Consider the following 13,689-nt stretch of genomic DNA (forward strand, 5'->3'; position numbering starts at 1 on the left):
AAACGGACAACAGCACCGGGTTGCCCCGGCACTGTTGCTGTATGGATTAACAGGAGTGTAATCAAACTGCGTCGATTTTGCACCTGTTCCGTGTTAGCGCGTCTTAATTACCAGACGATTGCTCTGTTTGACTTCTTCCATTACTACATAGGTACGTGTGTCATTCACGCCAGGCAGACGCAGCAGGGTTTCCCCCAACAGCTTACGGTATGCCGACATATCCGGTACGCGTGTTTTCAGCAAATAGTCGAAATCACCGGAAACCAAATGACACTCTTGAATTTCTTCAAGTTTTTGTACCGCAGTGTTAAATTGTTCAAACACATCCGGAGCGCCACGATTCAGAGTAATCTCAACAAAAACCAGAAGTGATGCATCCAGATAATGTGGGTTTAACAGCGCTGTATAGCCCTGAATGAAACCCTGTCTTTCCAACCGACGCACACGCTCAAGGCAGGGCGTTGGTGAAAGTCCCACACGTTTAGAAAGCTCGACGTTAGAAATACGCCCATCCTTTTGCAGCTCATTAAGAATGTTACGATCGATACGGTCGAGATCTTTGCCAGGGCGCTTCTTACTATCTACCATTATTATTGTCTCTCTGTATTCCTTCCCTACTCCTGCCTGACTCTACCAACATCACTGTTCAGAGTCGCTCCCCATCAAAATAAACCGCAACCCAGAGGGATTTTCGGTTCGCAATGTCTGGGTTTATGGTGAGAAGACCGTTGCCTGTCGGCGGCTATCGACATCACGAATGGCATCTGTCCACACCATGCGTAGATTTCGCTAACACGGTAAACATGGTATCTACATGCATGATTATGCAGCACATACATGACACAGTTTTTTTCTTCCTTGAATGTTTTCGCAAAACAGCAGGTGATTGTCAAAGCAAAACATCGATTTTTAGTACAACATGCCAGTTATTCATTCGCAGTGATGGAAAATCGTCATTTTATCACCTTATAACTGACCGATTTTAAGTAGAAATCGTTATAGTATTACGCTTAATTCACCCGTTCATCGGTTTCTGCTATTACACATATTGTTAACAAAATCGCCATACTCTTTTTTTACGCCTGTAAATTCCCTACAATCCTGCTCATTGCCTGCCAACAACTATGGGGATCTCATGGGCGCAACCAAACACAGTAAACTTCTTATTCTGGGCTCTGGCCCTGCGGGATATACCGCTGCGGTCTACGCTGCACGCGCTAACCTGCAACCGGTACTGATTACCGGTATGGAAAAAGGTGGTCAGCTGACCACAACAACAGAAGTGGAAAACTGGCCTGGCGATCCGCACGATCTCACAGGCCCATTGCTGATGGAGCGCATGCACGAACATGCGACCAAATTTGAAACTGAAATCATTTTTGATCATATCAGCAAAGTTGATCTGCAAAACCGTCCTTTCCGTTTGACCGGCGATAGCGGTGAATACACCTGTGACGCATTAATCATCGCCACCGGTGCGTCAGCACGCTACCTGGGTCTGCCTTCAGAAGAAGCATTCAAAGGCCGTGGCGTTTCCGCCTGTGCGACCTGCGACGGTTTCTTCTACCGTAATCAAAAAGTTGCGGTGATCGGCGGCGGCAACACCGCTGTTGAAGAAGCGCTGTACCTGGCGAATATCGCATCTGAAGTGCATTTGATTCACCGCCGTGACAGCTTCCGCGCCGAGAAAATCCTGATCAAGCGTTTGATGGATAAAGTCGAAAACGGCAACATCGTGCTGCATACCCACCGCACACTGGAAGAAGTGACCGGCGATCAAATGGGCGTAACCGGACTGCGCCTGCGCGATACGCAAAACACTGACAACGTCGAGTCACTTGACGTTGCAGGGTTGTTTGTCGCTATCGGTCACAGCCCGAATACCGCCATTTTCGACGGTCAGCTTGAACTGGAGAACGGCTACATCAAAGTTCAGTCCGGTATTCATGGTAATGCCACCCAAACCAGCATTCCGGGTGTATTCGCCGCCGGTGACGTAATGGACCATATTTATCGCCAGGCGATCACTTCAGCAGGCACCGGTTGTATGGCTGCGCTTGACGCAGAACGTTATCTCGACGGTCTGGCAGACGCTTGCAAATAAGTTTTACAAATCAGTTACAAAAGTAAAAAAGGCGACTATAAGTCGCCTTTATTTTTGCCCCGTTGTAACATTGCCCTGCCCAAAAATTCCAATAACTCACCTGCTAAGCGTGCAATGAATAAAACCCGTCAAAAAGAACTGACCCGCTGGTTAAAACAGCAAAGTGTAATTTCCCAACGATGGCTGAACATTTCACGCCTGTTGGGGTTCGTGAGCGGCCTGTTAATTGTCGCTCAGGCCTGGCTCATGGCCCGAATTCTCGACCATATGATCATGGACAATATCCCCAGAGAGGCGCTTCTGCTCCCTTTCATTGTGCTGGTATTGATTTTCATCCTGCGAGCATGGGTCGTCTGGTTACGCGAACGCGTCGGGTTTCATGCAGGCCAACATATCCGCTTTGAGATCCGCCGTCAGGTGCTTGACCGTCTACAACAAGCAGGTCCCGCATGGATACAAGGCAAACCGGCCGGGAGTTGGGCTACGCTAATCCTGGAACAGATTGATGACATGCATGATTACTATGCACGTTATCTGCCGCAAATGGCGCTGGCCGTATGCGTCCCCTTATTAATCGTGGCGGCGGTATTCCCGTCAAACTGGGTAGCCGCCCTTATTCTGCTTGGAACTGCCCCGCTGATCCCGTTGTTTATGGCGATGGTTGGTATGGGTGCAGCCGACGCTAACCGCCGCAATTTTCAGGCTCTTGCTCGCCTCAGTGGCCATTTCCTCGATCGCCTCCGGGGTATGGAGACGCTAAGAATCTTTGGTCGCGGCGAAGCTGAAACAGAAAGCATCCGCGCAGCGTCACAAGATTTCCGCCAGCGCACCATGGAAGTCCTGCGCCTGGCGTTTCTGTCATCCGGTGTCCTTGAGTTCTTTACCTCCCTGTCCATCGCACTGGTCGCGGTTTACTTCGGTTTTTCCTACCTCGGTGAGCTCGATTTTGGCCACTACGGGACAGGCGTCACATTGGCTGCAGGCTTCCTTGCGCTCATTCTGGCGCCGGAATTTTTCCAGCCCCTGCGCGATCTGGGCACGTTTTATCACGCAAAAGCGCAAGCCGTTGGTGCCGCGGATAGTCTGAAAACCTTCATGGAAACCCCGCTTGCACATCCTGAGCGTGGCGACATTGAGCTGACGACAAAAGACGCTGTTTCAATTGAAGCAGAAGATCTGGTCATCACCTCGCCGGAAGGTAAAGTGCTTGCAGGTCCGCTCAACTTTACCCTGCCAGCGGGCCAACGCGCAGTGCTGGTTGGCCGCAGCGGCTCCGGTAAAAGTTCGTTGCTCAATGTCCTGTCCGGTTTTCTCTCTTATCAGGGATCGCTGCGGATTAACGGCTTTGAGCTGCGCGACCTGTCGCCTGATTGCTGGCGCAAACAGCTGTCCTGGGTTGGACAAAATCCGCAGCTCCCTGCCGCCACGTTACGCGATAACGTGCTGCTCGCTCGCCCCGATGCCAACGAAGAACAGCTACAAGCCGCACTCGACAGCGCCTGGGTCAGTGAGTTTTTACCACTTCTGCCACAGGGTGTGGATACACCAGTAGGCGATCAGGCTGCTCGACTTTCTGTCGGACAAGCGCAGCGCGTTGCCGTGGCTCGCGCCTTACTCAATCCATGTCAGTTATTGTTGCTGGACGAGCCCGCCGCCAGCCTTGATGCACACAGCGAACAACGCGTGATGCAGGCGTTGAACGCAGCGTCACGCCGCCAGACCACGCTGATGGTGACACACCAACTTGAAGATCTTGCCGACTGGGACGTTATCTGGGTGATGCAGGACGGACAGATCGTTGAACAAGGCACTTATGCCGAACTTAGCGCAGCCAACGGGGCGTTTGCGACATTACTGGCTCATCGTCAGGAGGACATCTAAATGCGCGCTTTGCTACCTTATCTGACGCTGTATAAACGTCACAAATGGATGTTAACCCTGGGGATCGTTCTGGCGATCGTCACACTGCTGGCAAGTATTGGTTTGCTGACGCTTTCAGGTTGGTTCCTGTCGGCTTCTGCGGTGGTAGGTGTCACCGGGATTTACAGTTTTAACTATATGCTCCCTGCAGCCGGGGTACGCGGTGCGGCAATCACCCGAACCGCGGGCCGCTATTTCGAGCGACTGGTCAGCCACGACGCGACGTTCCGCGTGCTGCAACATTTGCGTATTTATACCTTCAGCAAACTGCTGCCGCTCTCCCCTGCTGGCCTGTCCCGTTATGGACAAGGTGAATTGCTTAACCGCGTGGTGGCGGATGTCGACACGCTCGATCATCTCTATTTGCGCGTACTCTCCCCACTTGTGGGCGCTTTTGTCGTCATCATGGTGGTCACGCTGGGGCTAAGCGTTCTCGATTTCACGCTGGCTATCACTCTCGGCGGTATTATGCTGCTGACCTTATTTATCTTGCCTCCACTCTTTTATCAGGCAGGTAAAAGCACCGGGCAAAGTTTGACGCATTTACGTGGGCAGTATCGTCAGCAGTTAACATCCTGGCTGCAGGGCCAGGCCGAACTGACCATCTTTGGCGCCAGTGAACGTTACCGCGCCCAAATGGAAGCCACCGAGTTGCAGTGGCATGAAGCCCAACGACGTCAGTCTGAATTAACGGCGCTATCACAGGCGGTCATGCTGTTAGTCGGCGCACTGGCAGTGGTTGTAATGTTATGGATGGCCTCAGGCGGCGTGGGTGGCAATACCCAGCCTGGCGCACTGATCGCGCTGTTTGTCTTCTGTGCGCTGGCCGCGTTTGAAGCATTAGCACCCGTCACCGGCGCGTTTCAGCATCTCGGACAGGTTATTGCCTCTGCGCTGCGCATCACCGAACTGACCGAACAGCAGCCAGAAGTCACCTTCCCGGATGCCGGTTCTCCGGTTTCTGAGCAGGTCACTCTCACGCTGCGCGATGTTTCATTCAGTTATCCGGGGCAAGCACAAAAAGCACTCGACACCCTTTCCCTACAGGCTCAGCCCGGTGAACACATTGCGATTCTCGGTCGCACCGGTTGCGGTAAGTCAACGTTACTGCAATTGCTGACCCGCGCATGGGATCCGCAGCACGGCGAAATTCTGATTAATGAGCAGCCGATTTCAGCCCTCAGTGAAACCACGCTGCGCCAGAGCATCAGCGTCGTGCCACAGCGCGTGCACCTGTTCAGCGCAACGCTTCGCGATAATCTGCTGTTGGCAGCACCGCACGCCAGTGATGACACATTATCCGCGATGCTGTGCCGCGTCGGTCTGGACAAACTGCTTGAGGGTGATGGACTCAACGCCTGGTTAGGTGAAGGTGGTCGACAGCTTTCTGGCGGCGAACTCCGTCGTCTGGCTATCGCCCGCGCCTTATTGCACGATGCCCCACTGATGCTGCTGGATGAACCGACCGAAGGGCTTGATGCAACAACAGAAAGCCAAATGCTTGAATTAATTGGCGATGTCATGCGCGATAAAACCGTATTGATGGTGACACATCGTCTGCGCGGCTTGTCACGTTTTGATCAAATAATAGTGATGGACAACGGACACATTATTGAGCAAGGTAATCACGCAGATTTGTTAGCCCGGCAGGGGCGTTATTACCAGTTTAAGCAACGTCTGTAAGCTATTATTGAACGATCAAACTCGCGTAGTGGAGTTTCGCTGTCATGCGCCTGGTGCAATTGTCCCGCCATTCTATAGCCTTCCCTTCACCGGAAGGCGCTCTACGCGAGCCTAACGGTTTGTTGGCGCTTGGCGGCGATCTCAGTCCAGCCCGACTGTTAATGGCCTATCAGCGCGGAATTTTCCCGTGGTTTTCGCCTGGCGACCCCATCCTTTGGTGGTCGCCCGATCCACGCGCCATTCTTTGGCCCGAAAAATTTCATCTCAGCCGCAGCATGAAGCGCTTTCATAAAAACTCGCCTTATCGCGTGACGCTCAATTACGCGTTCGGTCAGGTGATTGAAGGCTGTGCGAACGACCGGGAAGAAGGCACCTGGATAACGCATGATGTAGTGGATGCCTACCATCGCCTGCACGAACTGGGGCATGCGCACTCCATTGAAGTGTGGCGACAAAATGTATTAGTGGGCGGTATGTATGGCGTGGCGCAAGGTACACTATTTTGTGGCGAATCAATGTTCAGCCGTCAGGAAAATGCGTCCAAAACTGCACTGCTTGTTTTTTGCGCTGAATTTATCCGTCAGGGCGGAAAATTAATCGACTGCCAGGTATTAAATAGCCACACAGCTTCGCTGGGCGCCGTCGAAACCCCACGTCGGGAGTACCTTGAACACCTGAGCAGACTGCGCCAGCAGCGGCTACCGAGCCATTTCTGGGTTCCCAGGACGTTATTTTCGCCTCAGAGGTGAATGTTTTCGGCACATTTTTTGTCGGGGTGTTATAATTGTCGCGCAGAGTTGGTTTAGCCCATTACCCCGCCGCCGTTAAGGAACAGTTCGCGTCAGGCAACGCCTATCGTTTATCTCCTCGTTCCCTTACACGTTGCGCTTTAAGTGCGGCTTCGCCGTGTGTGGTTAGAGTAATGCGCCAAACCCGATTTGCTGTGTTTTAAACGCACAAATCTTTACTTATTAAAAGAACTTCGGCATTATCTTGCCGGTTCAAATTACGGTAGTGATACCCCAGAGGATTAGATGGCCAAAGAAGACAATATTGAAATGCAGGGTACCGTTCTCGATACGTTACCTAATACCATGTTCCGCGTAGAGTTAGAAAACGGTCACGTGGTTACTGCACACATCTCCGGTAAAATGCGTAAAAACTATATCCGCATCCTGACGGGCGACAAAGTGACTGTTGAGCTGACCCCGTACGACCTGAGCAAAGGCCGCATTGTCTTCCGTAGTCGCTGATTGTTTTTAACGCCCGAATGGCGTCCAGATAATAAAAGGTCGGTTTAACCGGCCTTTTTTGTGGGCTGAGGTCAGGTATTTAATCCTCAATCATCCGCGCATATTCTTCCGTTAAGAAATCCACTAATGCGCGCACTGATGGCAATAATCCCCTGCGTGATGGAAAGACCGCGTGAATAATTTCTCGCTTCGGTTCCCAACCGTCGAGCAATGCCACCAGTTCACCTGCGGCTAATTGATCTTTTACCATCAGCTGCGGAAGTTGAACAACCCCCACACCGGCAACTGCGGCTTCACGTAGCGCCAGCATATCGGTGGTGATCATACGCGGCGTGAAATGCACCTCTGCCCGCGCGCCCTGCGGGCCAAATAACTCCCACCGATGTACATGTTTACCCGTCGCCAGACTCAGGCCCGGCCAGCGCGTCAGCTCCGCCGGAGAGTGTAGCGCCCCCATTTGCTCGATTAACTGCGGGCTGGCATACAAACGATGTCCCCTGTCCGCCAGGACGCGCATCACCAGGTCGCTATCCTCAAATGGCCGGGGCCTGACGCGAATCGCCACGTCCAGCCCCTCTCCAACAACGTCCACGCGGCGGTTAGTGGCTTCCAGTTGCACTGATACGTCAGGATAACGCGCCATAAAACGGGCAAGCATTGGCCCGATATGCACATGCAGCAGCGTGACCGGGCACGTCAACTTCACCACGCCACGCGGTTCAACCTGTAACGCGGCTATCGCATCCTGTGCCGCCTGTGCTTCCACCAGCATCGCTTTACAGTGTTCGTAAAAGGTTTGCCCAACTTCCGTCACATTAAATTGCCGGGTGGTTCGCTGAATCAGCCGTACCCCCAACCTCTCTTCCAGTTGCGCTATACGTCGGCTCAGTTTTGATTTCGGTTCATCAAGCGCCCGACCCGCCGCCGCGAATCCCCCTTCCTCTACAACATGCACAAACCATGCAAAATCATTGAGATCTGGCTTTGTCATCTAATTGTCCTATTTATGAGACAGTGAGGACTATTTTAGCTACTACTCAGCTCGCTGTCATGAATATAAGCTTATTCACATCAAGATAACGCCACAGAGGAGACACATATGAAACAAGTAACAGGCGTCTACACCGCACCTCGCCCGCACTGGGTTGGCGATGGATTTCCGGTTCGCTCGATGTTTTCTTACCAGTCTCATGCTGAGCAACTAAGTCCGTTCCTGCTGCTGGATTACGCCGGTCCACATACGTTTACACCGGGTAACGAAAAACGCGGCGTAGGCGAACACCCTCACCGTGGTTTTGAGACGGTGACCATCGTTTACAGCGGCGAAGTTGAACACCGTGATTCAACCGGGCGCGGCGGCATTATCGGCCCCGGCGACGTGCAGTGGATGACTGCGGGAGCAGGAATATTACACGAAGAGTTCCATTCACCTGAATTTACCCGTCAGGGTGGCGAACTGGAAATGGTACAGCTGTGGGTCAATCTGCCAGCAAAGGACAAAATGACCGTTCCGGGTTACCAGGGCATCAGCAGTGATGTGATCCCCACTGTCGCCCTGCCCGATGAAGCAGGAAGCGTTCGGGTGATTGCGGGCAGCTATCAGGATACAAAAGGCCCGGCACATACCTTCTCGCCGCTGAACGTCTGGGATATGCGTTTGCAACGTAATCATCAGCTCACGTTGTCCCAGCCGGAAGGATGGAGCACTGCGCTGGTGGTATTGAAAGGGAATATCACCGTAAACGGCACTACGTCTGCCAGCGAAGCGCAACTGGTGGTGCTGAGCCAGCAAGGGAAAACGCTGCATCTTGAAGCCTCCAGCGACGCCAGCGTGCTGCTGCTTTCTGGAGAACCGTTGAACGAGCCGATTGTAGGTTACGGTCCGTTTGTCATGAACACGAAACAAGAAATCGCTGAAGCCGTACGCGATTTTAACTCTGGCCGCTTTGGCCAAATCTGAATCGAAGGAGAAGAATATGTCCAGTCCTGCAAACTTTAATGGTTCACGTCCGGTCATCGATGTGAATGATTCCGTCATGCTGCTTATTGATCATCAGAGCGGGCTGTTCCAGACCGTCGGCGACATGCCAATGCCAGAACTGCGTGCGCGTGCCGCCGCGCTGGCAAAAATGGCAACCCTGGCGAAGATGCCGGTGATTACCACGGCATCCGTACCGCAGGGACCTAACGGCCCGCTGATCCCTGAGATCCACGCTAATGCGCCACATGCCCAATACGTGGCACGTAAAGGCGAAATCAACGCCTGGGATAACGAAGACTTCGTGAAAGCGGTCAAAGCAACGGGTCGTAAAACGCTGATTATCGCCGGTACAATTACCAGCGTGTGCATGGCTTTCCCGGCCATCAGCGCGGTTGCGGAAGGCTACAAGGTTTTCGCTGTGATCGACGCTTCCGGTACTTACAGCAAAATGGCGCAGGAAATCACCCTGGCTCGCGTAGTTCAGGCTGGCGTTGTGCCGATGGATACCGCCGCCGTCGCTTCTGAAATTCAGGGCACATGGAACCGTGAAGACGCCGCCGAATGGGCTGAAGTGTATACCAAAGTCTTCCCGGCTTATCAGTTGCTGATCGAAAGCTACAGCAAAGCCCAGGAAGTCGTGACCAACGGCGAAAAACTGGACTCTCAGCGCTAATCCTATCCTCCGCGCCTGCCTGGGCGGAGGAATATGTATAATGCGTAACCAAACGAGAGTTAACACGTAAATTCTGCTTGACCGTTTTAGCGCAACTCCCTATAGTAGCGCCCCGTTGCCCCCCAAGCGGTCAGGCAGCAATACAATATGGTGAGGTGTCCGAGTGGCTGAAGGAGCACGCCTGGAAAGTGTGTATACGGCAACGTATCCGGGGTTCGAATCCCCGCCTCACCGCCATATCTTAAGAAGAGCTCATACGCAAGTACGGGCTTTTTTTTCGCATGTTGCATAGCCAGGTGGGGATGAGAAGCCCGGACCAGGGTTCGACTACTGGCGCAGCCAGTTGGACAGACCGGGAGCATCGCGAACGGGCTGCCCCGCAGGGGCGAGCAAAGCGAGTCAATCCCCGCCTCACCGCCATATCTTAAGAAGAGCTCATACGCAAGTACGGGCTTTTTTTTCGCATGTTGCATTTGCCGGATGCGGTGCAAGCACCTTATCCTGCCTACGAATGACGAACAGCACGTAGGCCTGATAAGCGAAGCGCCATCAGGCAAGTCAGTTATTGTCGGCTGAGTAGCGTTAACACTTCATAATGCGCGGTGTGTGGGAACATATCGAAAAGCTGGACGCGTTCAATGCGATACCCTGGCAACTCACGAATATCCTTCGCCATGGTTTGCGCATTACAGCTGGAATAAACGATAAAACGCGGAGCCATGCGGGAGAGAAAATCGCATAGCGGCTTTCCAATCCCGCGACGCGGCGGATTCACCAGCACCAGGTCCGGTACTTCGCCCTGAGCGGTAGCAAACTGAGTTGAATCCAGCACCTGAAAATGCAGATTCTGCAACCCAAGCTCCTGCGCTGACTGCTTCGCGCAGGTAATCGCCTCTGGCGCGATTTCAATACCCGTCAGTTTCATCTGCGGCGTAGCACAATGCAGACCAAAACCCCCGACGCCGCAAAACAGATCCCACATGTGATTAACCGGAAGCTGGCGCACCCAGTCGCGCGCCGTGGCATATAATTGTCCCGCCACCACCGGGTTAGTCTGGAAGAAGCTCTGCGGGCGGATCCACAACGGCACATCGTTAAAGCGTTCCGCCAACGCCTGTTGTTCGGTCAGGAAGATTTCTGTCTCCCCTTCCATGATCGCCATATGCACCGGTTGAATATTGGCAGTGATCACTTTTAACTGTGGGAGTTGTGCCTGCAACCAGGGGAGCGCCGCGCGCAGCTGTGCTAATTTTGCTTCAGAACGCAGGACAAAACGCAGCATCATACCGCCGTCAAACCGACTTTCCGTTAACAGCAGATACTTCAGTTCCCCGCGTTTGCGCGCTACGTTATAGGGCGTCAGCCCCGCCCGAGCGATAAACGGTTTAAGCGCGGAAAATACGGGCGCAAAAGACTGAGGATAGAGCGGACAGTCGCACAAATCCTCAGGCGTACCGTCACGATGCAGCATCCCCAGCAGCGGTTTTTCCACGCTGCCGCTGACTACCATTTTGGCTTTATTACGAAACGCGCTTTCCGGACCACTGACCGGCGCGCACCATTCTCCGACCGGATACTCGGCCAGCAGATTCTGCAGATCGGCTGTTTTTTCGAAGAGTTGATCGGCGACAGGCTGTGTTATCCACTGACAGGAGCGACAGCGTTCGGCGTCATATAGTGCGCACTGCATACAAAGACCTACAAATTAACCGGGGGCAAAGATTATACACGTTATTGCAAACGGAAGAACCGCCTGCTGGACGCAGGAACAAACAGCAGCAGCAATACCAGCATATCCGGCAGTTTTTGCATTACCAGAGTATGCAGGATTTCGCGTCTGGACTCCCCCGCAATACTGAACAGTTCCGGATATCCGTAACCCAGCGAAGCCGCCCACAGATAGACGCTGGCAATAATCTGGGTCAACAGATAGATCCAGCGTGCCCAGTTTCGGCCTTTTACCAGCGAGAATGCGCAGAAAATTTCGATAAACAGCAGCACCAGACTGCCCAGAAACACCAGCGTCAAATTCCAGGTCTGCACACTGCGATGAATAAACTCACTGGTTCCACGAAACCCAAGCGTATTAAAAATCATCAACAGATCGAGACAGCGGATCATGATAATAGCCAGCGCCGCCACCTGCACCAAAGCAGGGACGTTTAAGCGAGCATGTGATGTGGATGATTTCTTAAAAAATCCCAACGCGTCGTCTTCCATGAAAACGGCGCAACCACCACAGCTGCGCCGTATAGACAGGTTGGCAGATTTTAGTTTTTTCAGCCGCGTCTTGCACGTTGGATATCGCGGATCCGTTGTTTTTCTGTTCGCGCCATCAGATACCACGCGATAAATCCGATAATTCCTACCACACCAAGGATCAGCGTCGCCAACGCGTTGATCTCCGGGTTCACCCCCATACGTACGCTGGAGAACACCAGCATCGGTAACGTTGTGGCGCCAGGACCAGAGACAAAGCTGGCAATGACCAAATCATCGAGTGACAGTGTGAAGGCCAGTAACCACCCGGAGATCACCGCCGGCATAATCATCGGCAGCGTGATGACGAAAAAGACCTTCAGCGGCGTGGCGCCAAGATCCATCGCCGCTTCCTCAATGGAGTGATCCAGTTCGCGCAAACGCGAGGAAATCACCACCGCCACGTACGCCGTACAAAAAGTGACGTGCGCCAGCCAGATGGTCAACATGCCGCGATCCGCCGGCCAGCCGATGGCGTGAGCCAACGCTACAAACAGCAGCAGCAGCGACAAACCGGTAATGACATCCGGCATAACCAGCGGCGCGGTGATCATAAAAGCGAAACCATTCGAACCACGAAAACGACCAAAGCGCACCATTACCACGGCGGCGATGGTGCCGAGGATTGCCGCCATCGTCGCAGCGCCCGCAGCAATCGTTAAACTCATGCCGACGGCGCTTATCATCGCGCTATCGTGAAAAAGCTCGCCATACCAACGTGTTGACCACCCCGCCCAGACTGTCACTAGCTTGGAGCTGTTAAACGAATAGATAACCAACATCAGCATCGGCGCGTACAGGAAGGTAAAGCCCACTACCAGGATAAAAATACGCCACGGCGAGCGAACGACCGGTAAGTTATTCATCCGTGTTCCCCCACGCTTTTCTGCTGATATTTATGGAACCACATAATTGGCACAATCAGTAACAGCAGCATAATAATGGCGACAGCAGAAGCCACCGGCCAGTCGCGGTTATTAAAAAACTCCTGCCAAAGCACACGGCCAATCATGATGCTATCCGGACCACCCAGCAGTTCCGGGATCACAAACTCCCCGACAGCCGGAATAAACACCAGCATTGACCCAGCGATAATCCCGCCCTTGGTCAACGGCACAATCACGCTAAAGAAGGTCTTCAGCGGTCGGGCACCTAAATCCAGCGCCGCTTCGACCAGCGAGTAATCAATACGCGTCAGCGCGGTATAGATCGGCAGCACCATAAAGGGCAAATAGGCGTAAACAATACCGATATAGACCGCCAGATTGGTGTGCAAAATCGTCAACGGTTGGTCGATGACGCCCAGCCACATCAGAAAGTTGTTCAGCACGCCGTTGTTTTTCAGGATCCCCATCCAGGCATACACGCGAATTAAAAACGAGGTCCAGGACGGTAGAATCACCAGCAACAGCAGAATATTACGCGTTGAGGGTTTACTGTGCGCGACTGCCCATGCCAGCGGGTATCCCAGCAGCAGGCAACAGATTGTCGAAATTCCCGCCACCTGTAACGATTGCAGATAGGCATCGAAATAGAGCGGATCGTCCGTCAGTTGCAGGAAGTTGCCTAAGTTGAGCGTGATGGATAACTGATCGTCAGCCCATGAAACAAGGTCGGTATAGGGTGGAATAGCGCGCGCCATTTCAGCCAAACTGATTTTGAAGACAATCAGAAAAGGCAGCAAAAACAGGAGCAGCAGCCACACGTACGGCAGCGCGATCACCATCTTGCGCCCGTGCTTCATTTGCAGCCGTGACATAAACAGCGTGAATCGCCCTGCTTTATCCACGCGTGCCGGAGGTTCAAGTGTACTCAT

The 13,689-nt window shown here is 53.1% G+C and carries 13 protein-coding genes and 1 tRNA gene; 8 read left to right on the plus strand and 6 right to left on the minus strand.

All coding sequences use genetic code 11. The features are described from left to right. Window positions 1–93 precede the first annotated feature (93 nt). On the minus strand, window positions 94–588 hold the full coding sequence (gene lrp, locus OGY83_RS08535; RefSeq protein ID WP_000228473.1) for a leucine-responsive transcriptional regulator Lrp: 495 nt from the start codon (window positions 586–588) through the stop codon (window positions 94–96). A 547-nt stretch (window positions 589–1,135) separates the two neighbouring features. On the opposite strand from lrp, the gene trxB reads away from it, so the two are divergent. The 5 genes from trxB to infA all read left to right on the plus strand — a co-directional run bounded on the left by trxB (window position 1,136) and on the right by infA (window position 6,960). Beyond that, entirely contained in the window at window positions 1,136–2,104 is a 969-nt protein-coding gene (gene trxB / locus OGY83_RS08540; protein ID WP_003831889.1) for a thioredoxin-disulfide reductase, read from the plus strand. Window positions 2,105–2,218: 114 nt separating this feature from the next. Continuing rightward, a complete protein-coding gene (cydD, locus tag OGY83_RS08545) occupies window positions 2,219–3,985 on the plus strand; it encodes a heme ABC transporter permease/ATP-binding protein CydD (RefSeq protein ID WP_079936797.1) in 1,767 nt (588 codons plus the stop codon). Next, the gene (gene cydC / locus OGY83_RS08550) at window positions 3,986–5,707 is read left to right on the plus strand and encodes a heme ABC transporter ATP-binding protein/permease CydC (RefSeq protein ID WP_191215009.1); all 1,722 of its coding nucleotides are present in this window, start codon (window positions 3,986–3,988) and stop codon (window positions 5,705–5,707) included. A gap of 44 nt (window positions 5,708–5,751) precedes the next feature. Continuing rightward, on the plus strand, window positions 5,752–6,456 hold the full coding sequence (aat, locus tag OGY83_RS08555) for a leucyl/phenylalanyl-tRNA--protein transferase (protein WP_286635691.1): 705 nt from the start codon (window positions 5,752–5,754) through the stop codon (window positions 6,454–6,456). A gap of 285 nt (window positions 6,457–6,741) precedes the next feature. After that, window positions 6,742–6,960 carry a translation initiation factor IF-1 gene (gene infA / locus OGY83_RS08565; protein ID WP_002211347.1) on the plus strand — a complete coding sequence of 73 codons (219 nt, stop codon included), beginning with the start codon at window positions 6,742–6,744 and terminating at the stop codon, window positions 6,958–6,960. A 79-nt stretch (window positions 6,961–7,039) separates the two neighbouring features. On the opposite strand, the gene OGY83_RS08570 is transcribed toward infA, so the two are convergent. Beyond that, window positions 7,040–7,951 carry a LysR family transcriptional regulator gene (locus tag OGY83_RS08570; RefSeq protein WP_191213035.1) on the minus strand — a complete coding sequence of 304 codons (912 nt, stop codon included), beginning with the start codon at window positions 7,949–7,951 and terminating at the stop codon, window positions 7,040–7,042. Between the two features lie 108 nt (window positions 7,952–8,059). On the opposite strand from OGY83_RS08570, the gene OGY83_RS08575 reads away from it, so the two are divergent. The 3 genes from OGY83_RS08575 to OGY83_RS08585 all read left to right on the plus strand — a co-directional run bounded on the left by OGY83_RS08575 (window position 8,060) and on the right by OGY83_RS08585 (window position 9,851). Further along, on the plus strand, window positions 8,060–8,920 hold the full coding sequence (locus OGY83_RS08575) for a pirin family protein (protein WP_286635692.1): 861 nt from the start codon (window positions 8,060–8,062) through the stop codon (window positions 8,918–8,920). Window positions 8,921–8,936: 16 nt separating this feature from the next. Beyond that, window positions 8,937–9,614 carry an isochorismatase family protein gene (locus OGY83_RS08580; RefSeq protein ID WP_032939929.1) on the plus strand — a complete coding sequence of 226 codons (678 nt, stop codon included), beginning with the start codon at window positions 8,937–8,939 and terminating at the stop codon, window positions 9,612–9,614. A 149-nt stretch (window positions 9,615–9,763) separates the two neighbouring features. Further along, a tRNA-Ser gene (locus OGY83_RS08585) sits at window positions 9,764–9,851 on the plus strand. Window positions 9,852–10,176: 325 nt separating this feature from the next. Here the strand turns inward: OGY83_RS08585 and rlmC are convergent. From rlmC to potH, 4 genes are read right to left on the minus strand one after another with little or no spacing between them, the layout of a single operon-like run. Beyond that, complete coding sequence (gene rlmC, locus OGY83_RS08590) at window positions 10,177–11,304, minus strand: 23S rRNA (uracil(747)-C(5))-methyltransferase RlmC (protein ID WP_286635693.1); 1,128 nt, start codon at window positions 11,302–11,304, stop codon at window positions 10,177–10,179. Between the two features lie 41 nt (window positions 11,305–11,345). Then, a complete protein-coding gene (locus OGY83_RS08595) occupies window positions 11,346–11,834 on the minus strand; it encodes a YbjO family protein (protein ID WP_137345635.1) in 489 nt (162 codons plus the stop codon). 59 nt (window positions 11,835–11,893) lie between these two features. Beyond that, on the minus strand, window positions 11,894–12,739 hold the full coding sequence (potI, locus tag OGY83_RS08600) for a putrescine ABC transporter permease PotI (RefSeq protein WP_008784246.1): 846 nt from the start codon (window positions 12,737–12,739) through the stop codon (window positions 11,894–11,896). Then, window positions 12,736–13,689 (minus strand): putrescine ABC transporter permease PotH, encoded by a 954-nt coding sequence (gene potH / locus OGY83_RS08605; RefSeq protein WP_079936804.1) that lies wholly within the window; start codon window positions 13,687–13,689, stop codon window positions 12,736–12,738. Before potH ends, potI begins: the two co-directional genes overlap by 4 nt.

This window comes from Citrobacter sp. Cpo090, assembly GCF_030332665.1.
GTDB classification, from domain to species: domain Bacteria; phylum Pseudomonadota; class Gammaproteobacteria; order Enterobacterales; family Enterobacteriaceae; genus Citrobacter; species Citrobacter portucalensis.